Origin of the sequence: Pelagibius sp. 7325 (assembly GCF_037652055.1) — a bacterium.
Classification (GTDB): Bacteria; Pseudomonadota; Alphaproteobacteria; order Kiloniellales; family Kiloniellaceae; genus Pelagibius.
The window spans coordinates 175,161-200,482 of the sequence record NZ_JBBKAH010000008.1 but is presented as its reverse complement, the minus strand read 5'-3'; the positions used below and the strand labels follow the sequence as shown (position 1 = coordinate 200,482).

The 25,322-nt window shown below is 67.3% G+C and carries 20 protein-coding genes; 11 read left to right on the top strand and 9 right to left on the bottom strand.

Annotation, left to right across the window (positions count from 1 at the left end):
• The first annotated feature begins 242 nt into the window (after positions 1–242).
• On the top strand, positions 243–1,754 hold the full coding sequence (locus tag WDC82_RS18195; protein WP_340118801.1) for a lipopolysaccharide biosynthesis protein: 1,512 nt from the start codon (positions 243–245) through the stop codon (positions 1,752–1,754).
• On the opposite strand, the gene WDC82_RS18190 is transcribed toward WDC82_RS18195, so the two are convergent.
• On the bottom strand, positions 1,726–2,559 hold the full coding sequence (locus tag WDC82_RS18190) for a hypothetical protein (RefSeq protein ID WP_340118800.1): 834 nt from the start codon (positions 2,557–2,559) through the stop codon (positions 1,726–1,728). The genes WDC82_RS18195 and WDC82_RS18190 overlap by 29 nt on opposite strands.
• A 272-nt stretch (positions 2,560–2,831) precedes the next feature.
• Here WDC82_RS18190 and WDC82_RS18185 point away from each other — a divergent pair, with 272 nt between their 5' ends.
• Both WDC82_RS18185 and WDC82_RS18180 read left to right on the top strand, forming a co-directional pair.
• Positions 2,832–3,032, top strand: coding sequence for a hypothetical protein (locus WDC82_RS18185; protein WP_340118799.1), 201 nt, complete (start codon positions 2,832–2,834; stop codon positions 3,030–3,032).
• Positions 3,033–3,036: 4 nt separating this feature from the next.
• Complete coding sequence (locus tag WDC82_RS18180; RefSeq protein WP_340118798.1) at positions 3,037–4,491, top strand: putative O-glycosylation ligase, exosortase A system-associated; 1,455 nt, start codon at positions 3,037–3,039, stop codon at positions 4,489–4,491.
• Positions 4,492–4,519: 28 nt separating this feature from the next.
• On the opposite strand, the gene WDC82_RS18175 is transcribed toward WDC82_RS18180, so the two are convergent.
• Positions 4,520–5,053 carry a C-type lectin domain-containing protein gene (locus WDC82_RS18175; protein ID WP_340118797.1) on the bottom strand — a complete coding sequence of 178 codons (534 nt, stop codon included), beginning with the start codon at positions 5,051–5,053 and terminating at the stop codon, positions 4,520–4,522.
• Positions 5,054–5,532: 479 nt separating this feature from the next.
• On the opposite strand from WDC82_RS18175, the gene WDC82_RS18170 reads away from it, so the two are divergent.
• On the top strand, positions 5,533–7,035 hold the full coding sequence (locus tag WDC82_RS18170) for a glycosyltransferase family 39 protein (protein WP_340118796.1): 1,503 nt from the start codon (positions 5,533–5,535) through the stop codon (positions 7,033–7,035).
• A gap of 15 nt (positions 7,036–7,050) precedes the next feature.
• Here WDC82_RS18170 and WDC82_RS18165 read toward each other — a convergent pair whose 3' ends face one another.
• A complete protein-coding gene (locus WDC82_RS18165; RefSeq protein WP_340118795.1) occupies positions 7,051–7,899 on the bottom strand; it encodes a sulfotransferase domain-containing protein in 849 nt (282 codons plus the stop codon).
• A gap of 20 nt (positions 7,900–7,919) precedes the next feature.
• The gene (locus WDC82_RS18160; RefSeq protein ID WP_340118794.1) at positions 7,920–8,837 is read right to left on the bottom strand and encodes a lysylphosphatidylglycerol synthase domain-containing protein; all 918 of its coding nucleotides are present in this window, start codon (positions 8,835–8,837) and stop codon (positions 7,920–7,922) included.
• 527 nt (positions 8,838–9,364) lie between these two features.
• On the opposite strand from WDC82_RS18160, the gene WDC82_RS18155 reads away from it, so the two are divergent.
• From WDC82_RS18155 to WDC82_RS18145, 3 genes are read left to right on the top strand one after another with little or no spacing between them, the layout of a single operon-like run.
• Positions 9,365–10,294: a glycosyltransferase family 2 protein gene (locus WDC82_RS18155; RefSeq protein ID WP_340118793.1), complete on the top strand. Its 930-nt coding sequence runs from the start codon at positions 9,365–9,367 to the stop codon at positions 10,292–10,294.
• A 31-nt stretch (positions 10,295–10,325) separates the two neighbouring features.
• A complete protein-coding gene (locus tag WDC82_RS18150; protein ID WP_340118792.1) occupies positions 10,326–11,321 on the top strand; it encodes a polysaccharide deacetylase family protein in 996 nt (331 codons plus the stop codon).
• A complete protein-coding gene (locus tag WDC82_RS18145) occupies positions 11,318–12,598 on the top strand; it encodes a hypothetical protein (RefSeq protein ID WP_340118791.1) in 1,281 nt (426 codons plus the stop codon). The genes WDC82_RS18150 and WDC82_RS18145 overlap by 4 nt, the downstream gene beginning before the upstream one ends.
• Here WDC82_RS18145 and WDC82_RS18140 read toward each other — a convergent pair.
• Together WDC82_RS18140 and WDC82_RS18135 are read right to left on the bottom strand one after the other, a co-directional pair.
• On the bottom strand, positions 12,573–14,237 hold the full coding sequence (locus tag WDC82_RS18140; protein WP_340118790.1) for an acyltransferase family protein: 1,665 nt from the start codon (positions 14,235–14,237) through the stop codon (positions 12,573–12,575). The genes WDC82_RS18145 and WDC82_RS18140 overlap by 26 nt on opposite strands.
• 10 nt (positions 14,238–14,247) lie before the next feature.
• Positions 14,248–15,342, bottom strand: coding sequence for a GNAT family N-acetyltransferase (locus tag WDC82_RS18135; RefSeq protein ID WP_340118789.1), 1,095 nt, complete (start codon positions 15,340–15,342; stop codon positions 14,248–14,250).
• A gap of 255 nt (positions 15,343–15,597) precedes the next feature.
• Here WDC82_RS18135 and WDC82_RS18130 point away from each other — a divergent pair, with 255 nt between their 5' ends.
• The 3 genes from WDC82_RS18130 (at position 15,598) to WDC82_RS18120 (ending at position 19,979) form a co-directional block, all read left to right on the top strand.
• Positions 15,598–16,842: a DegT/DnrJ/EryC1/StrS family aminotransferase gene (locus WDC82_RS18130; protein ID WP_340118788.1), complete on the top strand. Its 1,245-nt coding sequence runs from the start codon at positions 15,598–15,600 to the stop codon at positions 16,840–16,842.
• A gap of 273 nt (positions 16,843–17,115) precedes the next feature.
• Positions 17,116–18,975, top strand: coding sequence for an asparagine synthase-related protein (locus tag WDC82_RS18125; RefSeq protein WP_340118786.1), 1,860 nt, complete (start codon positions 17,116–17,118; stop codon positions 18,973–18,975).
• A complete protein-coding gene (locus WDC82_RS18120) occupies positions 18,972–19,979 on the top strand; it encodes a sulfotransferase (protein WP_340118785.1) in 1,008 nt (335 codons plus the stop codon). The genes WDC82_RS18125 and WDC82_RS18120 overlap by 4 nt, the downstream gene beginning before the upstream one ends.
• A gap of 3 nt (positions 19,980–19,982) precedes the next feature.
• On the opposite strand, the gene WDC82_RS18115 is transcribed toward WDC82_RS18120, so the two are convergent.
• Complete coding sequence (locus WDC82_RS18115) at positions 19,983–20,921, bottom strand: hypothetical protein (RefSeq protein ID WP_340118784.1); 939 nt, start codon at positions 20,919–20,921, stop codon at positions 19,983–19,985.
• 86 nt (positions 20,922–21,007) lie between these two features.
• Positions 21,008–22,132, bottom strand: a complete 1,125-nt coding sequence (gene wecB / locus WDC82_RS18110) for a non-hydrolyzing UDP-N-acetylglucosamine 2-epimerase (RefSeq protein ID WP_340118783.1) — start codon at positions 22,130–22,132, stop codon at positions 21,008–21,010.
• A gap of 298 nt (positions 22,133–22,430) precedes the next feature.
• Here wecB and WDC82_RS18105 point away from each other — a divergent pair, with 298 nt between their 5' ends.
• Positions 22,431–24,170, top strand: a complete 1,740-nt coding sequence (locus tag WDC82_RS18105; protein WP_340118782.1) for a hypothetical protein — start codon at positions 22,431–22,433, stop codon at positions 24,168–24,170.
• A 2-nt stretch (positions 24,171–24,172) separates the two neighbouring features.
• Here the strand turns inward: WDC82_RS18105 and WDC82_RS18100 are convergent, their stop codons facing one another.
• Positions 24,173–25,234, bottom strand: a complete 1,062-nt coding sequence (locus WDC82_RS18100; protein WP_340118781.1) for a polysaccharide deacetylase family protein — start codon at positions 25,232–25,234, stop codon at positions 24,173–24,175.
• Between the last annotated feature and the right edge of the window lie 88 nt (positions 25,235–25,322).

The window sequence follows — 25,322 nt, the reverse complement described above, 5'->3', positions numbered from 1 at the left end:
AACCGGACGTCCGCGGGATGAAATCATAAAAAACCTTGCCGCGTCTAACTGTTAGAGCCCAGCGGCATTAAGGGTTTACCTGCGGTTTCTAAGCTGCGCAACCGAGCGCGATCCTTTATAGAGGCGAAGATACGAGCACCGCGGACCGGCAGGGGCCGCGCCACCGCATTCAACGGGCCGCCGTCTTGATGGATTCACCGGAAGCAGATACCCCGAAGCCGACCAGAAACGTCGGCAGGCGCATGGCCAAGGGCGCCGCCTGGATGGTGGTGTTGCAGTCGGCCGACCGCGTCCTGGGCTTCATCAGCATGCTGGTCCTGGCCAGGCTGCTGGTGCCGGCGGACTTCGGCCTGGTCGCCCTCGGCATGGCCGTGGTGGGCAGCCTGACGGCCTTCAGCGAGTTCGGCTTCGACCTCGCCCTCATCCAGAACCAGTCCGCCGGGCGGCGCCATTATGATACGGCGTGGACCCTCACCCTCCTGCGCGGCTGGCTGCTGACCGGCCTGCTCTTCGGCGTTTCCGAGTGGAACGCGGACCTCATGGGCGACGAGCGCCTGGTCAACCTCGTCTACGTCCTGGCTCTCATCCCCTTCATCGAGAGCTTCATCAACATCGGCATCGTCGATTTCCGCAAAGACCTGAATTTTAAGAAGGAATTCCTGTACCGCCTGTCCAGCCGCTTAGGCGGCGTGGTGACGACGGTGACCTTGGCCTTCATGTGGGGCGACTACTGGGCGCTGGCGGTGGGCCAGATCACGGCCTCCACCCTGCGGCTTATACTCAGCTTCACCCTGCACCCCTACCGCCCGCGGTTCTCCTTCGCCGCCTGGCGGGATCTCTTCCATTTCTCGAAGTGGCTGTTCCTCAACGGCCTTGCCCAGTTCGCGTCGCGGCGCGCCTCGACCTTCGTGGTCGGCCTGTTTCTCACGCCGACGGCCGTGGGTCTCTTCGCGATCAGCGGCGAGATCATGAACACCGTGTCCCAGGCCCTGGTCGCGCCGGTAAAGCGCACCTTCTTTCCCGGCTTCGCCAAGCTCACGCAGGACATGGAGGCCATGCGCCGCGTGCTGCTCAGTGGTTACGCCCTCACCGTCCTGGTGTCGGCGCCCCTGTGCATCGGCATCGGCATGACCGCCGAGTTCCTGGTGCCGGTCGCTTTCGGCAGCAAATGGCTGGAGACCGTGCCGATCATCCAGATCCTCGTCCTCTCAGCCCTGGCAAACTCGCTGCAGGGCCCGGTGCGCCCGCTGTTGCTGGCGCTCAACCGGCCCGAGATGGTGACCGCTCTCTCCGTGGTCAATGCGATCGTCATCATCCCGGCCCTGGTCATCGGCACATGGCTGGCGGGCCTCGAAGGCGCGGCCTGGGCGCTTGTCATCGAGAACACCGCCATGATGATCGTCCAGCACGCCCTCTTGCGGCGGTTCCTGCAGCTGTCGCTGACCGACGTGCTCGGCAAGATCTGGCCGTCGCTGCTGTCCTGCGCGCTGATGGCCGTGGCGGTCTGGGCCCTTAAGCGGGCGATGCACCCGACCCCCGAAGACACCATTCTCCAGGACCTTTTGGGCCTGGCGGTGGTGGCAGCCGGCGGTGCCCTCGTCTACGTGGCCGGCCTGCTCGCCTTCTGGGCCGCCTCCGGCCGGCCGGCAGGCTCTCCGGAAGGCCTGATCCTGGACCTCTTGAGAAAGCGCCTTCTTAAGGCGCCGGCAAAAGCCGCCGGCGCCGTCACAGGTGGCGGCAAGACAGGGACTTGATGTAGTCGGTGACGAAGTCCCAATCGTCCCGGTACGCCGCGTCGATGCGCTGACGGACCTCGCCGGACACCAGCGGCCCGCCGGGCAGCCTGCCCAGCACCTTGTGGCAAATCGTCGTCGGATCCAGCCGCCAGCGCGCCAGACGGGGAAACGGACGGTTGCGCCCGTCAGGCGTATGGCTGACGCCGGCGCGGCGGTTGATGGTCCTCAGCAGGTGGCCCTGCCAGGCGCCGAGGCTGATGTTCTGGGCCTTGTCGTCGACCTCCGGCGGCGGTCCTCCGGGCGTCCCGAGAAACGCCGAAAGATCGGCCATCAGGCCGTCGCGGTTGGTCTTCAACTCGCTCATCTGGAAGACGAACGGTGCCTCCCCGAAGGCCGTCTCAAGCTGCTCGATCAGCGCCCTGAAACTCAGGTCCTCGCGACGCCAGACCACGTTTTCCTGTGGTCCATCCAGCGAAAAGAAGGCTTCAAAAGGGGCGCTGCCGCCGTAGCGCAGATACTGGCTGTAAAGCGACGCCACGAAGCCGCCGTGCGGGCGCAGGCCGATGATGGCATGCGATCCCGGGAACATCGCCGCCAGGCGTCTCAGGCCCCTCAAGCGGTCGTCCAGCCGCGCGAACGTACCCCCCGACAGGCCTTCGCAGGAGATCAAGTATTTCTCCGAATCGGACAGCCTCAGGAAGTACTCTATATTTCTGTATCTTAAATACTTAATGCCGGCCCATCGCGGAAACACCAGGCGCTGCAAGTACGTCGTCGCCGTCTTGTGGAGGCCTACGTGGAAGTACAGGTTGCCATAGTGCATCGATTGGCGCTCTCCCCCGGAAGGTGCCCCATCCGGCGTGATCGCGCCGGCTCTGGATCCGGCAGCCGCCGGGGTCTCGGCAAGGGTCTCGCCGCCCTGGATTATCATAGTTGCCCCCTCATTCCCTGGCGCAGGCCCGCCAAGGAAGCAAATTCACCAAAATTTTGCCAGACGATATCAGTATTCCTTGATAATGATGTTGAATTGTTAGGCCGCGTGCGGTCCGCTCGAAGTGCGCCGAACTGCTTCGGCCGCTTGGCCCAGGTGTTTGAATGGAAGCCATTTTCTTCGCCGTCGATATCGTCGCGATCATTTTGCTGCTGTATTGGAGCATCATCAACGACGAGCGCAAACCCGGGCAGCCGACCACCGGGCTGTTCGCCTATCGCGAATCTCTCGCCAAGGACGGCTCCAAGCCAAAGCAGGATCCATCCGCGCCGCCGCCCGGCCTGAACCGCCGCCGGAAGCGCTAGACCGATGGCCCTTCGCGACCTCCTGATGCTGTCGGGGCTGGCGATCATGGTTCCCATGATCTTTTACCGGCCCCATGTCGGCATCATCCTCTGGGCCTGGACGGCCATGCTGGTCCCGAACACCTTCCTGTTCGGCATCGGCCAGTCCGTCCGCTACAACCTGATTTTCGCTCTAGCCACACTGATCGCCTGGCTCATCTCCAAGGAGCCGAAGAAAATCCCCCTCAACAGCACCAACCTGCTGCTGTTCTTCTTCCTGTTCTGGGTCTGCCTGGCGACGGTCTTCGGCATCGCCCCCGCGAAGGCGCGCTTCGACGAGCTCCTGAAGTTCGTCAAGATCGTGATCTTCTGCGTGGCGATCAGCGGACTGGTCACCACGCGCCTGCGCGTTCACGCATTGCTCTTCGGCCTGGCGCTCGGCATGGGATTCCACGGGGCCTCGGAAGGTGCGAAGTTCATCGTCTCCGGTGGCGGCCACAGGGTCTTCGGCCCCCCCAGTTCCATCATCGGCGACAACAACCACTTCGCCCTTGCCATGATCTTCCTGCTGCCGATCATGGTCTATCTCTACACCTATGCGCTGAACCCGCTGATGCGCCTGGGCCTGCTGGCCGGCGGCGGCCTGATCTTCGCCTCGATCATCGGCACCTTCTCGCGCGGCGGACTCATCGGCCTCAGCGCCGTCGGACTCTACAGCCTCGTAAGATCGCGGCACCGCTTCCTGATCATGCTGGCCCTCGCTGTCGGCGCCGGCTTCGTCGTGTACTTCGCGCCGGAGCGCTGGTTCGACCGAATGAACACGATTCAAGAGGCCGACCAAGACGGCTCCTTCATGACCCGGGTGATCGCCTGGAAAGCCAGCTTCCTGCTGGCGCTTGATCATCCCATCCTGGGCGGCGGCATCACCGCCATCACCCATGATTCATCATGGAGCTACTACACGGCCGTCCAGCGCTTCGCCCAGCTCGACTTCATCCCAACGCCGGAGCCGGGCATCAAGCCGCGCGCGGCGCACAGCGTCTACTTCCAGCTCGTGGCGGATGTCGGTTTCGTCGGCCTCGGGATCTTCCTGCTCATCATGCTGCGGGCCTGGCTCTCCTGCAGCAGGCTGATCAGGCAGACCAAGGGCATCCAGGAGCTGGAATGGATCAACAACCTGGCCCGCGCGTTCCAGGTAAGCCTGTTGGCCTACGCGGTCTCGGGCGCCGCCCTCAACATGGCCTACTTCGAGATGTACTACGTGCTGATCATCCTGATCTCCGTTCAGGAGACGCTGGTCGCGCAGTACAAGCAGGCGCAGGCGGCAGGCGTCACTCCCGCCCCGGGGGCGCCGGGCACCGCTGCCTCTGGTCCCGGTTCGCAGCCCGCACCGCGGCCCAGCTATGGGGGTCCACAACGTCCAGCTCAACGCCCGGTCCAGCGTCCGGCAACCGCACGCTTTACCGGTCGGCGCCCTTAGCGCCAGCGAGCGGAACCCTGGCTGGACGTCACTCGCCGCCGGTCGGGAATTCCACCAGCATGCGGCCGAAGCCTTTGCCGGTGCGCACGGCCTGCCACAAGGCCGCGTTACTGCTGATCGGCTGGTAGTAGACGGCCAGGAAAGCCCCGGGTCCCGTCGCATTCGGCGGACAGAACTGGTTCGCCCGAGACCACTGCGGATGCCACGCCTGGAAGCGGTCTTCGTCGCCGGGCGAGAAGGGCCGCAGCCCGACCCACTCCAACAGGCGGAACTCGCACCAGTAGCGCAACCCGATCCACATCTCTCTCGAGACGTCGAAGTTGCGCATGACGAACTCGTGGACCTCCGGCGTGTTGATCACCGCCAGGCGGCCGCGCACGCCCTTGTAGGTCAGAGCCTGTGCCTGCTCCAGCGACTCAGGCCAGTTGCCGTGCCGGCCGGTGGTGGCCAACATCTGGAAATAGCTTTTCGTGGCGGGGTTGTAGACCGGCGCGTCACCGGGCCCAGCGGCGGCCATCGCCGCGCCGCTGGCAAGCCAAAATCCGCTCAGCAGGGCTGCCACGGCAACCGCCCGCAGCGTCCTTGCCAACCGGGTGCCAGCCCTCCGGGGGGCTCCTGCCGGCGCGCCGTTCCCTTGCGGTTTCTCTCTCATCACTCTTCCGTACTTCCGGCTGTGGTTATCGGCCTTCCAGGGACTGCACCGGCGCTTCCTTGTTGTCGCCAGGACGCGGAACGCCACCCTGAGGGAGGCCGCCCCGGGGAAGACCGACAAGTCCCTTACCTCTGACAGTATAGGCAAGCCCCGCCGGGCGCCAAAATCAAAATCCCCGGCGCCGCGCGGCGGCTCGCCCGGGCCTTGGTGGGGCATTGGGGGGAGCCGGCCGCCTCGCGGCGGGCCCTGCCCTTGACAACCCTCCGGCCGGGTGGCTATCAGGGAGTCGCATTCGAGGTCGCGAACCCAGACGGTTCATTGCGTTGAACCATGAATCTTCGGACTTCGCGGAAGACGCCGAACCGTTCACCCGTGACCCAAGAAGAGCCATGAAATCCCTCGCGCGGTTCTATCCGCTGCTCCTCATCGTCATCACCATCGCCAGCCTGTGGTTCGCCTGGGTCGGCTGGCTCGACAGCGACGACAAGCGCCATGTCGTCGAGGGCATCGGATGGTACGAGCAGTTCCCCTACGTCGGGCCGCTGCATCCCAGCCTGCGCCACCCCATCGTCTTTCCGCTGGGGATGAGCTTCCGCCTCTTCGGCATCAACGAATTCAGCGTCATCCTGCCCAACCTGCTCTACTATGCGGGGCTGCTGGCGGTGACCTATGTGTTCCTGGCGCGCTTCACCAACCGTCACATCGCCTTCATCGCCACCGCGCTGATCACCACCACGCCGATCTTCGTGATCCAGGCCACGGTCGTCTTCAGCGACATCACCGAAGCCTTTTTCGTCGCGCTGTCGTTCTGGCTGTTCATGGAAGCGACCCGCATCGAGCGACCGACGCTCTGGCTGCTTCTGGGCGCCGGCGCCGCCGCGGCGATGGGCTGGTTCACCCGCGAGACCGTGGGCGCCCTCATTCTGCTGTTCGGCGTCCTCTTCCTCGCCGGATACAAGCTGCCGCGCGCGCGCTACTGGATCATGGCCGGCGGCTTCCTGCCCCTGGTCGCTCTGGAGGCGCTCTTCATGTGGAGCATGACGGGCAGCCCGATCTACCGCTACACGACGATGCTGTTCTCGCGCGAGAACTTCAACAAGAAGGGTGAACTTGCCGGCGACGTGTTCAATCGCATCGGCAATGTCAGCGTCAATCCGGTCGTCGATCCGGTGGTGGTGCTGTTCGCCAACCACGAGTTCGGCCTGCTGTTCTTCTTCGCCCTGCCCGTCGCGCTCTGGGCCTGCTTCTCCAAGGCGCTGCCGGCGAACGAACGTGCGCTCGCGCGCATTCTCAGCATCCTCGCGGTGCTGTGGTTCCTTCTGGTGGCGCTGGGGATGATCAACCTGCATCCGCGCTACTTCACCGTTACCGCCTACGCCGCAGCGATCATCCTGGCCATCTGGCTCTACCGGCTGCTGGTCGGGCCCCGCCGCCTGCTCGCCGTCGCCGTCATCGTGGTGCTGTTCGGCGCCAACCTCACGGCGATCTATCTCGACAACCGCAACCCGCTGTTCGGGGAGCGCAGCCTCAGGGCTTACCTTGAGGAAAACCCGGTGGCGCTGCGCACCGACCCCGTCACCCAGCGCCGCACCGAGTTCTTCCTCACCATCGACGGCCGCGAAGACCTGGTGGCCGGGGGGCTGCCCGAGCCCGGCGACCTCTATTTCTACAATCCGAACCGGGCCATCGAGATCCGGCGCAGCGATCTCGATCCACGCGACTACGCGCCCAAGCCCGGCTGGGAACTCGTCTGGCAGGCGGAGGAGGACCGCCGTCTGACCGGCATCGTGCTGGAGGCGCTTGGCCTCAACCGCCACCTGCCCCAGGGCCTCTGGCGCCGCCTCGATGCACCGAACCTGCCGGTGGCGGTCTATCGCATCCCCGCTTCCTGAAGCGCGGTCCGCTGCTCAGCGGGGCGCGAAGTACCAGTCGCAGCCCGGCAGCGCCATTTCCGCGACGACCTGGTCGACATAGGCGATGTCTTCGGCGGAGAGGTAGTCCGGGTAGCCGCCGATCTTGCCGCGGCGCACCTTGAAGGACTCGCCGCTGCCCTGGGTTCCCGGCTGCATCATCGGGTCGCGGAACACCCCGGTGGTCTCCATTTTCTTCATGTTCTCGAAGGAGGCATAGGCCACCGCTTCGCGCACCGCCTCCGGCTGCGGGTCGCGCACGCCCAGCAGCGTCAGCACCTCGGCCAGCACCGCCGCAGGGTCGGCATGCATCGCCTCGTAGCGCACCGCCAGGAAGGAGCGCGGCACGGCGCGGTTCTGGTACCAAAGATTGTAGAAGGTCACGATGCGGCGCACGCCGAACACGTCGTCGCGCAGGAAGTCGGAGATCGTGCCGGAATAGGTGCGCATCCGCTCGCTCTCCTGGAAATAGCTGGAGACCAGCGTGTCGCGGACATCGCGCACGATGAAGACGACATCCCGTCCGCGATAGGTCGTGTCGTGGAACGTCAGCTCGTTGTAGGGCGCGCCGCTGAACAGCAGCATGGGGCCGTCGTGGGTGAACAGCGTCTTCTTGATCCCGGCCAGTTCACTGATGGCATAGGTGTCGAGCAGGATATCCTCGCCCTTGCCGATGCGCCGGGCGAGGAACTGTCCCAGCATGACGCGCAGCCAGGTCCGCCCCGTCTTCGGATAGGAGACCACGTAGGCATCGGCATTGCGCGCGCGCCACAGGTTGCGCAGGGTCTTGCCCACCTTGCTGGGGTGCGCGACGCCATAGAGCCCCAGCTTCATCCAGTACAGCATTGACGTTTCCTTCCCCCCGCTCAGCGCCTGGCGCCGAGCTGCGCCGCCAGGAATACCACGGCGACAAACGAAAGATCGATAAGGACCAGCCAGACCCGTGACAGGACGGTGATCAGCGAAGCGAGCGCCAGCGTCAGCTTGAACTGCAGCAGCGCCGTCAGCGCGCCCTCCCTGAAGCCGATGCCGGCCGGGGCGATGAAGGCGATGCGCCCGACGAAATTTGCCACGACGAAGCTGGCGAGCACGAACAGCGCGGTGTCCCCGTCCAGCGGCCCCAGGGCGCGGGCGAAAGCCAGCAGGCAGAAACCCATGATGAGGATCTGCAGGCTGTAGAGGGCGAAGAACACCAGGATGGCCGGGTAGGACAGCACGTCCTCGCGCCGCACAGGTTGGCGACCCAGCGCGGTCATCGCCCGGTTGACGATGGGCCGGAAGATGGCCGGATGGATTGCCACCATGATCGCCAGGACCACCAGCCCGGCAACCACGATCTCCGACCGCGAACCGAAGATGAAGCCGTCGAAGAACAGGATGATCAGCACCAGCGCGACTGCCGCCTGCGCCGTTATCGACAAGGTGAGTTCGAAGAACACGCTGATACTGAGGTGCTTCAGGTCGGCGCCGCGCTCGCGCCCCAGGTAGACCTTGCCGGCCGCGGTCCACAACCGGCCCGGCAGGTAGCGGCCGAGCCAGGCAGAGGCGAAGACGCGCGTCGCCGCGCCCAGCGACAGCCCGCCGCCCTGCGCCACCCATTTCAGCAGACCCCACCACAGCAGCAGCAGGGTCACGACGTTCAACTGGCCGAGCAGGAAGGACAGTGCGAGATAGCGGTAGTCGATGTTGCGGTAGGTGGCGACCACCTCGTCCCAGCCATCGATGATGGTCTTGGCCAGGATGAACGCGATCGCGGCAAGCACGAAAGCCAGCAGCGCGTACAACAGGCCGCGCGTCCAAACCGATGATCTTGATAAGGAGGCTTGCCGCATAGGTCGGAGAGTTCAGCCCGGTGTGTCCATGGTCCCGTGTCCCCCGTGCCATGGCTGGGGTTGCGGCGCGCCTTGCGGCGGAACCGCCCGGCGAGAGCCTACCCCCGGCAGATCAGGACGGGCGGCAGCGCCGCCGAAACCGGCCGCCCGCCGGGGGCATCATGACTGAGGGGGACGGCGGTTTCCAGCCCCTTCTGCCGTTGCGCGGCTTGTCGCCCCGGCGAAAAAGGCAAGGCCGACCAAGGCGTTTACCGCCAGCGTTCTCTTGCCGTTCCTGCCGCTCTGACTTATGACAGTGCGGCAGGGGTTCACCAGCCGGAAACAAGTGCCAAAGGCTGTCGCGCCACGGCGGGACAGGCCGCAGCGGCATGGAAATTCACTTAAGTCCCCGGGGTAATCCTGGAAATTCCGTAAGACCCCGCTAACATGGCCGCCGTCGACAGCGATAGCGTCCCCTGAAAGAGATCGAGAAGACCGCAATGGCCGTAGCCTCCCAGGAAACCGCCCCCGCCGTGACGGCGGAGAGCGACTATCGCCAGCTCAGCATTATCATTCCGGCCTACAACGAGGAGGACGGGATCCTCGCGACCCTGGAGAACCTGCGCCTCAACTTCCCGGCGGCGGAGATCATCGTGGTCGATGACGGCAGCAAGGACCGCACCGCAGAGCGCGCGGCCGGCTTCGAAGGGGTGACGCTGCTGATCCACCGCTTCAACCGCGGCTACGGCGGCGCCCTCAAAACCGGCATGCGCCAAGCGACCCGGGACCTCATCGCCTGGTATGACGCCGACAACGAGCACCAGCCCGAGTTCCTGAAGCAGATGGTCTCCCGCATCGAGCAGGAAAAGCTCGCCGCCGTGCTCGGCCAGCGGCCGAAGTCGGTGTCGGTTGTGCGCGGCGTCGGCAAGTACATGATCCGCTTCCTCGCCCGCCTCCTGAAGGTGAAGTCCGGCAGCGATCTCAACTGCGGGCTCAGGGTTTTTCGCCGCGAGGTGATCCTGCCCTATCTTCCCATGCTGCCGGACAGCTACAGCGCCAGCCTGACCTCGACCATCATCCTGATCGAGCAGCGCTATCCCTTCGCCTTCCAGCCGATCCAGACCAAGCAGCGGATCGGCCAATCCAAGGTCGCCCTCGCCGACGGCTTCAACACCCTGCTGCTGGTGCTGCGCGTCATCACCCTCTTCGCGCCGATGCGCATCTTCCTCCGCGTCAGCATGAACCTGCTTCTGATCGGCGCGCTCTACAGTCTCTACGTCGCGCTCACCGTGGGCGAAGGCATCCCGGTGCTCGGCGCCTTCATCATGCTGGTCGGCCTGCTGATCGGCATCCTCGGGCTGATCGCCGATCAGATCAGCCAGTTGCGCCTGGTCGGCCTGACCTCGGCACCGCTGCGCGACCGCGACTGAGCGGCGCGCGGCGACAGGAGGAGGCTGCGCCATGAAGACCCCCATGAAGACCAGGGTGGTCCTGACCGTCGACACCGAGCCTTCGATCGCCGGCGCTTTCAGCAATCCGCAAAGCGATACGCCGCTGATCGACGAACCCGTCGCCGGCGAGGTGGCGGGCCGCAGCGAGGGCCTGGGATTCCTCGTCTCCACCCTGGTGCGCCATGGCCTGCAGGCGACCTTCTTCGTCGAGACCGCCCATACCGCATACTTTCCGGCCGACCGCATGGGGCGCTACGTCGACCAGCTGCAGGCCGCCGGCCAGGACGTGCAACTGCACCTGCACCCGAGCTGGCTGTCGTTCCAGAACGGGCGCCTCGCCCCGGGCGACAAGGTGACCGACCACTGCAGCGAGCTGGGGCGCGCGCGCCTCGCCGAGCTCATCACCGCCGGCAGCGAGCAGATCAGGGCCTGGACGGGGCAGCGGCCGACCGGCATGCGCACGGGCAACTTCTCCACCGCGCTCAGCGTCTTCGAGGCGATGAACGATGCCGGCCTCGATTATGCCTCGAACATCTGCCTCGCCATGCACCGCCCGCCGGAAGCGGAACTCCAGGTGACCGGGGGCTGCCACCGCTTCGCCGGCATCCGCGAGCTGCCCGTCACCTGCTTCGCCGATAACGGGCCGGTCGGCCGCGGTCGCCTACGCCCCATGCAGATCACCGCGCTCAGCGCCGCCGAGCAGATCGCCCTGCTGCAACAGGCGCACGCGGACGGCCGCGGCGTCGTCGTCATCGTCACGCATCCCTTCGAGTACCTGAAGAAGCGCGACTACCGCTATCGCGGCCTGAAGCCCAACCGCCTCGTGCAGTCCCGCCTTGAGACGCTCTGCGCTTTCCTAGCCGCGAACGGCGACCGCTTTTCCGTCGTTCCACTGGCCGATGCTGCGCGCGATGCGGAACCTGAGCACGGCCCGCCCCTGCGCGGCCATGCCCTGCGCGCCGCGGTGCGGGCAGCGGCTAACGTCGTCAACGACCGCCTGTTGTGAGCGAAGCCGCGGCAGCGACGCGCCCGCAGGAGACGGTGATTCTCCTCGGCACCGACACGCCGATCGGCCTCGCGGTGGTGCGCGATCTCGGCCGCCACGGCTATCGCACCATCGGCATCGGCCGCCGCGCCAATGCGCTAGCCGGTGCCTCGCGCCACTGTTTTCGCCATCACGCGCGCGCCGACGGCGAAGCCGGGCTCATTGCGCAGATCCTCGCCCTGGCCGGGCAACACCAGGCGCGCTGGCTGCTCACCGTCGGCGAAAGCGACATCCTGCTGCTGAACCGCCATCGCGCCGAACTGGAGGCGCGGCTGCAGGTCCTGGCGCCGCGCAGCGAGCTTCTCATGCAGGTGCTCGACAAAGCGACCTGCCAGCGGCACGCCGAGGCTGTCGGCATCGCCGTGCCGCAGACGTGGCGCTTTGCGTCTCTGGCGGAGGCGCGCGCCGCCGCCCCCGGCCTGCGCTACCCCGTGGTGCTGAAGTGGTCGGACCCGCATGTCGTCGCCGCAGCCCTGGACGCCGCCGGCCTGGCGCTGGTGAAAACCGGCTACGCCCGCGACGCGGCGGATCTCTTGGGTCAGCTTGCGCCCTACGAGGCGGTGGGCGCCTTTCCCCTGGTGCAGGAGTACTGCCCGGGACATGGCCTCGGTCAGATGTTCCTGGTCCGCGACGGCGAGGTGCTGCTGGAGTTTCAGCACGAGCGCATCCACGAGTGGCCGCCCGAAGGCGGCGCCTCCACGCTGTGCCGCAGCGTGCCGCTGGCCCACCACGGCGAAGCCCGCGCGCAAGCGCGCGCCCTGCTGCGGCGCCTGGGCTGGACCGGCGTGGCCATGGTCGAGTACCGCTACGATCGACGCAGCCGCCGCTACGTCTTCATGGAAATCAACGGGCGCTTCTGGGGCAGCCTGCCGCTGGCCATGGCCGCCGGCCTGCCCTTCGCCGCCGCGCTGGTGGCCCATTGCGCCATCCCGCACGGCAGTGCCGCGGAAAGCGCCCCGGCAGGAAACGCTGAGGCGCGGGTGCCGCTGCCGCGCGACTATCCCGTGCTGACCGCCTGTTACTGGATTCCCGAAACCAAGCGCCTGCTGCGCGTGCTGTTCCAGCGCCGGCGCATCCAGGATCCCTTTTTTCGCCCCGACCCGCTGCGCTCGCTGCTCTCCTACCTGGTCTTTCCGCTGCGGCCCTCCGCACGCTGGTTCATCTTCCAGCTGTCCGACCCCAAGCCCTTCTTCTCCGACCTCGCGGGCGTCTTCAGGAAGCTTCTGGGGCGGACCTGACCGGCTTTTCCGCGGGGCGCTGCTTCAACGCCTGCTGCAGCGCTTCCACCGCCTCGGCGATGCGGGTAAAGCAGGTCCTGAAATACGCCGGGCTCAAGCGGTGCGGGTCGTAAATCAGCGCCAGCGGCGGCCGGCACCACAAACCCAGCAGCGCGACCTGGACGTCGCGGCCTTCCAGCAGCGGGGCAAGGATCCGCAGGTGGCGGTCCTCCATCACCAGGAAGAGGTCGCCCGGGCGGATCGGAAAGTCGGTCACCGAGGTCGTGCGATGGACGGAAAGGTCGACGCCGAAGTCGTTCGCCACCTCGGTCGCCAGGCTATCGGCGGGCAGTCCGCTTTTGGTGCCGAGGCCGAGCGAGCAGACCGGCAGTTCGGTAATGAGCTTGCTTGCCAGATGGTGGCCGAAGGGACTGCGGCAGACGTTGCCCTGGCAGACGAAGACGAGACGATTCACTTTGTCAAAGTCGACCCGCCCGTAGCGGCGGTACGGGCCAAGCAGCCACAGCGCATTGGCGATGGTGAGGCGGACCAGGCCGCGGTGAGTCCCGAAACGATCCGCCATCGGCGCACCGGCCCCCGGCACCAGCGTCGTAATCCAGCGCTTCAGCACGTGTTTCTTCTGCTCCGTAAACAGCGATATGACGTAGGTCGTCGCCACGATCAGACAGAGGAAGAAGACGTAAAGGCCGGGCCCTACGCTGTCCACCTGGAAGATCGCGAAATAGAAGAGAATGAGCGGCCGATGCAGCAGGTAGAGGGTGAAGGTCGAGCCCGCCAGCGCCCGGATCGGCCGGGCGATCCCGGCACGAATCTCGGCATGGCGCTCGCAGAGCGCGCGCATCGCCGCGAAGTGCGCGACGATGCAGACCCCCAGGTAGTAGTCGGAGAGGAAACGCTTGCTCGACACCAGCTCGTAGGCAACCCCCGGCCCGAACAGAGAGGCCGTGACGCCTTCCGACCAGGCAGCGATATCCCACTGCAGGTAGGCGATCACGCCGGCTGCCGACAGCAGCAACAGGAACCAGGCAAGCGGCAGCGGCAGGCGCTGCAGCGGCTTGCCGCGATAGAGATAGACCCCGCCCCACCACAGCGGCATCAGCAGGATGACCTTGGGCCCGATGACGGCCGCGAGCAGGAAGAACAGCCAGCGGCCCTGCCGCCCGCCGATATAGGTCACCAGCGCGAAGCCGACATAGTACCAGATCTCGTAGCCCAGGCTCCAATAGGGCACGTTCGAGCCCGGCTGCATCGAGACGAACCAGGCCTGGTTGAGGAACAGCAGGCTGCCGATGATGCGCAGCGGCAAGTGGTCCCAGGCCAGCGCGCCCGGCGGATAAGCGTCCGGGTTCGCCGCCACCCCGACATGATCCAGCACGACGGTCAGCAGCAGCGCCGGCACCACCACCGAGTAGATGCGGGCGAGCCGCGCGATGGTGTAGGCCTCCAGCGTGCGCTCTTTGGTGTCGGCCACATAGGCGATGACGAAGCCCGACAGCACGAAGAAGATGATGACGGCTTCGTGCCCCAGGGAGAACAGCGACGATCCGGGATCGTAGAGAAAGCGCGCGTGATGCAGCAGCACCAGGAACGCGGCGAAGAACCTGACGAAGTCGAGATAGACCGAAAAGCTTCTGGTCATGCGGGCATCACTAGCGGGCGGCTCCCCGGCGCAGGGTCTGCCGGGCCCAGCTGCGGCCTTGCTTCATGGCGGCGAGCAGCGCCCCTTTGGCCGAGCGTCGGTTGTAGGCCATGATGCCCCAGCGCTCCCGCCGGGCCGACATCCATTTCGACTTGTACTCTTCGTCGCCGATGCCGAAGTCGACGCAGTGCACACGGTCGACGTCGATCAGATGCCGCATGACCTTGAAGGTCAGCACGCCGCCGACGGACAGGCTGCTCGGCAGTTCGGCATCGTAGGCGGTCTTCAGCAGCATCGCCGTGCCCTGCGCGGAGATCACCAGCCAGGTCGCCACCGGCCGGTCGCCGAGATAGAGGTTCGCCAGACGCAGCACTCCCGCCTCGGCGCAGTCCTGAATCAGGCGCTCGACAAAGGCTGGATCGCTCTCCTCCGATTTCCAGCTGGCGCCGTAGACCTCCTTGAACGCGGCGACCGCGGCATCCAGATCGCCCTCGCCTGCGAACATCTCGTAGCGCCCGTCGCTGCGGTCGTCGAAATGGCGCACGGCGCGCGCCACGGTCTTGCGGATGCTCTTGCCGCGCGAAGCCACGTAGTCGTCGAAGGAGCGCCCGCCAATCTCCTCGTACCAGTTGCCGAACTGGAAATAGGGTTCGGGCGACATGCCGTGGCGTTCGAAGGCGTCGAGCAGCAGGTCGAAGACATCGGAGCCCCTGTCCAGCAGGCGCAGCGAGACGGCATCCCAGCGCGGCCGCTCGGCCGCCAGGGCGCCGACCAGCGCGTCGAGCGCCGCCCTCCGGTCGGAGACTGCCGGCGACAGCAAGGGAGCAAAGGCGGTGGAATAGACCGAGTGGCAACCGCTGAGCAGACGCCCGCCGAGCGGCGCCCGGGCCTGTGGGGAACACGCTGCCGGCAACAGCGCCAGCGCGGCACCGCCCGCGTCTTCCACGCCATAGAAGTACGGCTCGTCCTGCGCCCTGCCGGCGCCGGCAAGCAGCGCCCGGTACCAGAGCAATCCGTTGAAGAAGCTCGCCTGCTCCGCCGCCGCGAACAGCGCCCGATAGCTTTCGGGCAGCGCCTCGAGGCCGCCATAGCGTCTTACTTCCATTGACCCACCCTGCTCCACCCCCGGTCTTCGCAGGCCGTCCAACCCGGGGCCGCGCCGCCGGATGGCAAACCGACAGCCCCGCAGTGTCAACCGATTATCGTCCGGCGCCCCCTCAGGCGCCGCCTAATACTCCGCTTTCGCTGCATTTTTTGCTAGTCTGCGGGCAGACTTATCATTACCGCCCGCCGTCCTCACCCCGGAGCCCCCTTGACCGCCAGACGTCCGCCCCTTGGCCCCGCGCCGCGCCGAAGGCCGTTGCAGACGCGCTCCATCACCGTCGAGCGCGAGGGGCCGAACCGTCCGGCGGAGGGCCGGTTGATACCCTGGCCGGAAGTTCCCGCCTATCCGGTGCTGGGCGACCTTGGTCCAATGGGAATCGGTGGGTCGGGCGCCGGCTCCGGCGCCGCCGGGCTGCTCGCGCTCGGCGCGCCCTTCTTCACCACGGCGGGCCGAACCGCCCTGGCCTGGGCCTTCAAGGCCGCCGGCCTCGTCCCCGGCGACCGCGTGCTGCTGCCGGCCTACCACTGCCTGGCCATGGTCGAACCGCTGGAGTGGCTCGGGCTCGAGGCCGTCTACTACCGCCTGCACGACGATCTCAGCATCGACCTGGAAGATCTCGAGGCGGGGAGCGACCCGGCCTGCAAGGCGCTGGTCGCGGTCCACTACTTCGGCTTTCCGCAGGACGCCGTGCGGCTGCGGGCGTTCTGCGACAGCGCCGGCCTCGCCCTCATCGAAGATTGCGCCCACAGCTTCTACGGCAGCTGCGCGGGCGCGCCGATGGGCAGCTTCGGCGACTACGCCATCGGCAGCCTGCCCAAGTTCTTTCCGCTGCGCGGCGGCGGCTGCCTGGTTTCCAGCCGCCACGAGGTGCCCCGCCAGGTCCTCGCCGGCCACGGCCCGGTCGGCAACCTGCAGGCCCTGGTCCGCGAGCTTCAGATGGCCCACTACTATGGCCGCCTGCGTGCGCTGCGGCCCGCCACCTTCGGCGCGGCGGCCGCAGCCAAGCTGCTGGCCCTCGCCGGCCTGGGCGGCGATCCGGCGCGCCTCGGCTGCGGCGCCGCCGGCCTGGAGACCGCCGCCGGCTGGGTCGCCCGGCGCAGCCTCGCCACCAGCGCCCCCGAAGAGATCGCCGACCGCCGCCGGCGACACTACGCGACGATCTGCCGGCTGCTCTCCGGGGTTCCCGGCATCACCCTCCTGAAACCGCGCCTCGAGACCGGAGTGGTGCCCTACATGGTGCCTCTGCGCATTCCCGCCCTCGGGCGGATCTTCGCCACCCTGGAGGACCGCGCCGTCCCCATGCAGCGCTTCGGCCAGTTCCTCGCCCCGGCCCTGGCACCGGGCCTCTGCCCGGTCAGCGACGATCTCTCGCATCACGGCCTGCAGCTGCCCTGCCACCAGAGCCTGTGGGACGACGAGATCGAATGGATGGTGACCCAGCTGGCCGACGTCTGCACCAAAGCGGGGAAACAGCCCGGCCGCATGCCGGCCGAGCACTGACGGCGGCAAGCGGCGTGTTGAACCCCTCGGGCAACGGGGGTAGCGTTTGCGGCACCGGAGCGGGGCCACGCAGAGCCATCTGGGCTGGCAGCCCCAATGGGCACCGGCGCGGGGCCCGACTCTGCGGTATGATTTATCATTGGCTGCCGCGTTATGATCCGGGCGGCGAGCGCCGACGCGTTTTGAGAGGGACTTGGGCTGACCATGAGTGGGTTCTGCGGGTGGCTGGCACGAGACGGAAGCCCAGGCCCAGCGTCTCTTCGGCTGCAGGATATGGCGGCACTCCTGCCCGCGAGACCGGCCGCCGAGGCCGCCGAGACCGTGCAGCCGGCCGCCGCCCTCGCCCTGCGCGGCGATCCGCAGGAGAGTGACTGGCACGAAGAAGGCGGCTTCGCGGCCGCCGTCATCGGCTATCCGCGCTGGACCGACGACGCCCTCTCGGCACTCGCGCGGACCCGCGGTGACGCCGCCGCGCTGGTCGAAGCCTTCCGCCGGCACGGCACCGACCTGCTGACGCGACTCTCGGGCCACTTCGCCTTCGCCATCGTCGAGCCGGCACGCGGCCGCGCCTTCTGCGCCATCGACCGTTTCGGCGTCTATCGCCTTTGCCTGGCCACGCCCCGTCCCGGCCACCTGGCCTTCTCGACCTCGGCGGACTCCCTGCGCCTCTACCCGGGTGTCGGCGCCACCATCTCGCCGCAGACGCTCTACCAGTACCTCTTCTTCATCGATCGCGTCGCCGCCCCGGGCAACATCTACGAGGAGCAGAGCAAGCTCTGCCCCGGCGAAGCCCTGCTCTTCGACAACGGTCAGCTGCGCCGCTGGCGCTATTGGCAACTCGACTACCGACGCACCGCACAGGCATCGAAGGACCGGCTGCACGCGGAACTGCGCGAACGCCTGGAAGAAGCGGTCGCGCGCTGCCTGGAAGGCGAAGCGGCTGAGGCGACAGGCAGCTTCCTCAGCGGCGGGCTGGACAGCAGCGCGGTGGCCGGTTTCCTCGGCAAGGTGACCGACGGCAAGGGCCACTGCGTCACCATCGGCTTCCAGCACGCCGGGTTCGACGAGACGCGCTACGCCGAAGAGGCCGCGCGCCGCTTCGGCATGAAGCACGAGGTCTTCACCGTTGGGCCGCGTGAAGTGCTGGAAGTGTTGCCGAAACTCGCCGCCGCCTTCGACGAGCCCTACTCAAACTCTTCGGTCGTGCCCTGCTATTACTGCGCGCTGGTGAGCAAGCAGGCCGGCGACAGCATGATCCTTGCCGGCGACGGCGGCGACGAGCTGTTCGGCGGCAACACCCGCTACCTGAAGGACGGCATCTTCGACCACTATCAGCGCCTGCCGGCGGCGCTGCGCCGCAAGCTACTGGAGCCGCTGCTCGCGCGTGCGCCCGGCCGCGGCCGCATCCCCCTGCTGCGCCAGGCGGCGAACTACGTCGAGCTGGCGGCGCGCTCCGTCGCCTATCGCATGACCAGCCACAACGCCTTCGCCTTCACGCCGGTCGAACAGATCTTCAGCGCGGACGCCTTTGCCGCCATCGACCCGGAGGGTCCGCGCCGCTTCGCGGAGAAGCTCTACGACGACGCCGCCGGCGACGCCAAGATCCAGCGCATGATGCACCTCGACCTGCAACTCACCCTCGCGGACAGCGATCTGCGCAAGGTGATGACGAGCTGCACCGCCGCCGGTATCCGCGTGCGCTTCCCGATGCTCGACGATGACCTGGCCGACTTCTCCGCAACGCTGCCGGCCGACTTGCTGACCGAGGGCGGCGAGATCCGCCGCTTCTACAAGGACGCCCTCGCCGGCTTCCTGCCCCAGACGATCATCGACAAGCCCAAGCAGGGCTTCGGCCTGCCGATGTTCCAGTACATCGGCGAACTGCCGGCGCTGGCCGACTTCTTCTGCGACGCCCTCAGCGACCTGAAGCGGCGCATGTTCTTCGACGCCCGCTTTCTCGACCGCCTCATCGCCGAGGTGCGCGGGGGGCGCTCGGGCACGCACGCAGGCATCGTCTGGGACCTCGCGGTGCTGGAAACCTGGATGGCCTCGCGCGGCATCGCCCCCGACGGCAGTGGCCGGCTGCCGCTGCCCATTCAGGACACCCGCCTCGAGCGGGTGCGTCAGGGATGAGCGCGCCGCTGCCGGACGCGACGCTGGAAACCGCAGCGGCCGATCGCGAGATCCTCTTCGTGCTGGGCTCGGCACGCAGCGGCACCACCTTCCTCAACAATTTTCTCGACCGCTGGTTCGACTACGGGATGGGCCCCGAGGGCACCTTCGTCGAGCCGTTCCACCAGCGCCTCGAGCGCTACGGCGATCTCACTCAACCGGCCAATCTGAAGCGCCTCGTCGACGATGTGTCGCGCTGCCAGATGCTGGAGATCATGCGCAAGAAGTACCGCGACAACAAAAAGCTCGACGTCACCCCCGAAGCGATCCTGGCGCGCGTCCCCGACCCGTCCTACGCCGGTGTCGTCTACGGCGTCTTCCGCGCGATTGCCGACCTGCAGGGCAAGAGCCGCGTCGGCAACAAGAACCCCGGCTATTGGACCCATCTCGGGCTTCTGGGTTCGCTGTTCCCGCGCAAGGCCAGATACATCGCCATCCTGCGCGACGGTCGCGACGTGTTTCTCTCCCTGCAGGGCACGCCCTGGGGCGGACACTCGCCCTATGCCGCGGCCACGCGCTGGCGCCAGGCTCTCGAGTCCATCGAAAGGTTCCGCGCAAGCTGCGGCCCCGATCGTTTCCTGCTGCTGCGCTATGAAGACCTGTTGCAGGATCCCGCCGCCGCCATCGGGCAGATCGAAGCATTGCTCGGCGTTCCCCTCGCGCCGGAGCGCCGCGCGGCGGCGCTGGCCGAAGCACAGAACAATCCGAAGAAGGGCAACTTCTACAAATGGCCCGACCGCATGCCGGCAAAGGACCGCCGCGTCTTCGAGGCCGTGGCGGGCGATCTGCTCGCCGCGCACGGCTACGAGGTGCTCCCGCAGCGGCCGAAGCTCTCGATGGCCGAGCGCGCCTGGTTCCGTTTGCTGGAACTGAAGCGGCTGTTGATGGTCAATCTCTACCACCTGCGCCACAAGTTGCCCGGCGACACCAAGCGCAAGACCCGCGAGGCGGCACCGCGCGCCTGAGCGCTACTGAGCCCCGGTTTCTGCCGCTCCGGTTTCTGCCGCCGCACTTTGCCGCCGTCCCCAGGCGATTGCCGCCCGCCGCGGCCAGACACGCATGTAAGTGGCAGGCACGTACTTGCCCTCGGCGAACAGCCGGCGGCGCTCCGCCGATCTGGAAAGCGCGCCCGAGGCACCATCCGGATGGCGGCAGACGAACAGCAGCTCTGCACCGCCCGACAACGGCACCTCACGCAGGTAGCCGAGGTGCGGGCTGATCTTCTCCAGTGCCGGATCGAGGAACCAGCTCGCGCTGAGCCAGCCCTTCACGCCGGGGTTCAGAGCCAGCAGCTCGGCCAGGCGCTGGTGGGTCGCTTGCCAGCCCTCGGGATTGAAATCCTCCAACGCAAGCGTATGGGCGTGCAGCGCGAAGAACGGTCGCCACCCGCGGCAGCGGACCGCGACCAGCCACAGTGCCTTGAAGAACTGCACCGCACCGCCGGCGAACAGAATGCGGCGCGGGATGCCGGCGCCGCCTTCTGCGTATTCCGCGCCGACCGGGATCAGCCGGTGCGTCAAGATGGCGAGATCCTTCAGGTAGCGGTCTTCGGACAAATCGAAGAACCCGTCCTCGAAGGATTGGGCCTGCCGGAAGATGCGGGCCAGCTCGCGCGCGTAGAGCGCCGCGATCGAGGGTGGCAGGCGGTAGCGCCCCGCATCGGCCGAGAAGCCGGCGATGAGCGCCAGCAGGGCATAGCGGTTGAAGGTTTGAACCAGATCGTCCCCTTGCACCTTCAGCGCGGCGTTCGCGCCGGCGATGGCCTCGGGAATCCACGTGTACTTCTCGGGGGCGGCTCTTGCGCTCTCCGCCAGATCCAGGCCGCCTGCCGGCAGATGCGGTGCCAGCCGCACCTTCAGCGCCGCCGCCGCAGCCGCCGCCTCCGCACGCAGGTCCGGCCGCGCCATCAGAGCCCGGCTCCGGCGTTCATGCGGCGCCCAGCCGTTATCATTGTGGCGCCCGGCAAGGTCTGTCTCTCGTTATGATAACGCCGCTACGGTTGCGCCGCCGCCGCGCGCGCCATCGCGTGGCGCCGCAGGCTCTCCGCCGCCCGCTCGGCGGCATGGCCGTCCCACAGGTCCGGGCGCCGCCCCGCCTTGCCCTTGCCGGCAAGGATTGCCTGCACCTCGGCCGACAGCTGGTTGGCTTTCACCAGGCGGTTGGTGCCCTCGGTCACGGTGACCGGACGCTCGGTGTTCTCCCGCAGGGTCAGGCAGGGAATGCCGAGATAGGAGGTCTCCTCCTGCAAGCCGCCTGAATCGGTGACGATGAGGCGCGCGTTCATCACCAGGCTCATGAAGGCGTTGTAGGGCTGCGGCTCGGCAAGCGTCACCGCCGGATGCCCCAAGAGCTTCTCCAGCAGGCCGAACTCGGCCAGGCGCGCCTTCGTGCGGGGATGGATCGGGAAGACGACCGGCAAGCGGCCGGCAAGGTCCAGCAGGGCATCGACGATGGTGCCGAGCGTGTCGCGGCGGTCGACGTTGGATGGACGGTGCAGCGTCACGACGCTGTAATTGCCGGCTTCCAGTCCCAGTCCCTCGGCCACCGCGAGCGCCTCGATCTGGCCGCGCTGCAGTTCGAAGGAGTCGATCATGATGTTGCCGATGCGGTCGATCTTCTCCGCCGGCACGCCTTCGTTCAGCAGGTTCTCGTCGCCGTCCGGTGAGGGAGTCCACAAGAGATCGGCCAGCCGGTCGGTGACGATCCGGTTGATCTCCTCCGGCATCGTGCGGTCGTTGCTGCGCAGGCCGGCCTCGAGGTGGACGATGGGGATCAGCAGCTTCGCCGCCACCAGGCTGCAGGCCAGCGTGGAGTTCACGTCGCCGACCACGATCGTCCAGTCCGGCCGCTCGGCAAGGCAGATCTTTTCGTAGGCCACCATGACACCGGCGGTCTGCTCCGCGTGGCTGCCGCTGCCGACGCCCAGATGGTAATCCGGTGCCGGCAGGCCCAGCTCCGCCAGGAAGGCACCGGACATGTTATGGTCGTAGTGCTGGCCGGTATGGACCAGCAGCGGCGCACACCATTCCGCCCGCCGCAGCACATGGTAAAGGGGGGCCACCTTCATGAAATTCGGCCGCGCGGCGGCGATCAGGTGAACCTTGAGCGGCTGGGTCATGGAGGCACTGCCGTTATTACTGGAGTCGGGGTTACTGGAGTCGGGGTTACTGGAGTCGGGGTTACTGGAACGGTGGGGGGTAAGATCGCTAGCGAACGAGCGGACGGGCCTCTCTGCCGGCAGGCAGGCCCGGCGCGGATGCGAAAAGGACTATGTTCATAGCGCCAAACATGCGATTTCTTGCCCGCAGTGTCCACCCCGGTATCCTGGCTGCCCGAAACGCTGGCCGGGCTCCCTCCTGCTAGCACAGCGCCGCCAAGCCTTTCCATGATCTTTTCCGCCAGACTGCACCGGGCCGATGGCTGACTTCCTCCTCTGCCGCGGAGAGGCCGCGCAAGCCACGGCCCGCACGCTGCAGGCGCGCCTGGAGCGGGCCGGGCTCAGCGTCTCGCCTCTCTTTGAGGACCCCTGCTGCTGCCTGCTGGCGCGCGCCGGCGCCGACGAGACGCGCGAAGACGCCTTCTGGCAGCCGGACGCCGACACCTGGATCCTGCGCAGCGGCCTTTTCAGCCACCGGGCACTTTCGGGCGCTGAGGCGCTGCGGGGCTTTCTCGCCGCCTTCGATCCCGACGCCCCGGACCTGGCCGAAACCCGCGGCCAGTTCACGCTGGTGATCCGCAAGGCCGGCCGGCTGCACCTGCTGGGCGATGCCCTCGGCACCAACAAGATCCACCATGACGCCGGCCACCGTCTGTTCTCGAACCTCTTCATCGCAGTGGCCGAAGGCCTGGAAGCGCCCGGCATCGACGCGCAAGGCTGCTACGAATACGTCTGGAACGGCGTACCCGGCGCCGAGCGCAGCTTCTTCAGGGAGCTGCGCACGCTGCCGCCCGGCCGCATGGCGGTGCTCTCCAATACCGGTACGCCGCGGCTTGTACCGCTGCCGCCCCTCGACATCGATGAAGACAGCGCGACGGCGGGCGAGACCATGGCCGATGCCGCCGCGCGCCAGTGCGCCCGCCTCCAGGCCGTCACCGAACAGAACCGGCGCGCCTTCGGGGACCGCGTGAACCTGCTGTTCTCGGGCGGCTACGATTCCCGACTGCTGCTGGCGCTGCTGCTAGACGCCGGCATTCGTCCGCGGCTCAGCGTCTATGGCCGGCCGGGCGATCTCGACCGGGAAATCGCCGCAACGGTCGCCAAGGGCGAAGGCCTCGACTTCAATCCCGTCGACAAGGCCATGGTGGCGACACCGCCGCCGGAAGCCTTCGGCGACACCGTGCTGGCCGACTATGCCGCCTTCGACGGCTGGCGCGTCACGGGCCTGTTCGACAGCGGTGCCGACCGCGTCGACCGCCAGGGCCAGGCCGGCGGCGGCTGGGCCAAGATGAACGGCTCGCTGGGGGAGATTCACCGCAACTTCTTCTATCTGCCCGACCGGCCCTATTCCGCGCGCCAGCTCGTTCAGAGCTTCTACGCGCGCTACGACCCGCGCGCCATGACCGCGCGCTTCGATGCCGACGCCTACGAAGAGACGTTGGCCCGTGCCGTCATGGCCGCGGTCGGCGCCGACAAAACGCGGCTTACGCGGCGCCAGGTGGAGCTCGTCTATCCGCTGTTCCGCGGGCGCTACTGGACCGCGCGCGAGGTGCCGCTGAATCAGGGCTTCGGTCTCTATCTCACCCCCTTCATGGAGCCTGCTGCGATCAAGGGCACGCCGGACTGGCCCCTCGGGTGGAAAAGTCACGGGCTCATCGAGGCCGCGATGATCGCCCGGCTGTCGCCGCGCCTTGCCGGTTATCCCTCCGTCTACGGCCGGCCCTTCGACCAGCCGCCTTCCTGGCGCGCGCGCCTGCGCGCCCAGGCGAGCTACCGCCGGCCGGTGTGGCTCAGGCGCCTCAGCTACCGCCTGCAGCAGGGCAAGCCAGGCATCCTGCCCGACTACCTGTCGCCGGAGCGCCTCGCGGCGGTCATGCAGCCGGGGTTTCCCTACATGCGCGCGCTGTTCCGCATGGAGCGGGTCGCCGACCCCGACGCCTTCAACCGCATCGCCACCTTGGAGTTCCTCGCTCAGCGCTACAACGCCCGCGAGGCCTGACCTCAGCCCGCCGCGTGTTCGGCCGCCGTGGTGCCGCCCACTGAACGGCGGAACGGCCGGCGCAGGCGCCTAGTCAGCTCTATGAAGCCGCAGAGTTCAGCCTCGAACTCGATCAACTCCACGTCCTGGCCGTCGAGCAGGCGCTTGAGGCCCAGCACCGGCGCATCGGCGAAGTTGATGCCCTGCTCGATGGTAGTCGCACTTTCGATCTCAAGGGCTTCCAGCTGCGGCCAGATCTTCCGCTCATAAACTCCGCTGGGGTAGCAGAAATGATGCAGCCGCCGCTTGGCGATCGGCTCCAGCCGCGCCCGATTGTCGGCGATCTCGCGCGCCAGAGCCTCGGGATCGTCCAGCGGCGTGCGGTGGCGGTGCGTATGAAGCTGGATGTCGAAGCCGCGCTCAACGGCATCGGCAAGCTCAGCCGGCGACATCAGGTGGAAGATCCTGCGCGCCACCAGCGCATCGTAGTCGAACCCAAGCGCTGCCGCGAGCCTGGCACCGAAAGCGTGACACCCGGCACCGTCCAGCGCTTCGCGGCCGTGCGCCATGATCGCTTCGCCGGCCGCCCCGCGCGCTTCGGGCGTGTCGAGCCGCACGCGTCCCGCGCCGGCAATACCCAGCGCCGCCAGGTCCAATTCCTGGCCGGCGCCTCTGTCCAGGAGATAGCGCACCACCAGGTCGAACACCGGGTACTGCTTCTCCGCGCAGTAGGTCGTCACATAGACGGTGGCCGGCAGACGGTGCGCCTCCAACGCCGGCAGCATGTGGCGATAGGTCCCATGCCAGCCGTCATCGATCGTGATGGCCGTCGCGCCAGCCGGCAGGCTGCCCGCCCTCAGCCTCTCGACCGCCTCGCCGAGGGGCAGCAGCGGATAGCCGGCGCGCGCCAGGAAGGCCATGCGCGCGGCGAACTTCTCCGGACTCATGAACAGGAAATTGCCGTAGTGCCCCTCGCCCAGCCAGATGCCGTGATAGCAGAGGATACGCAGCCCGCCCTGCGTCAGCCTGCGGCTGAGGGCGAAGAGGCCCAGAGCCTTGGCGATCTTGAAGAGACGGGTCTTCATCGGGCCGATAGGGTTCCCGTGATGCTGCGCGGTCGCGCCATACCGGGCCGGGCCGGAGCGCTGTCATGCAGCTATCACGAAATCCCCG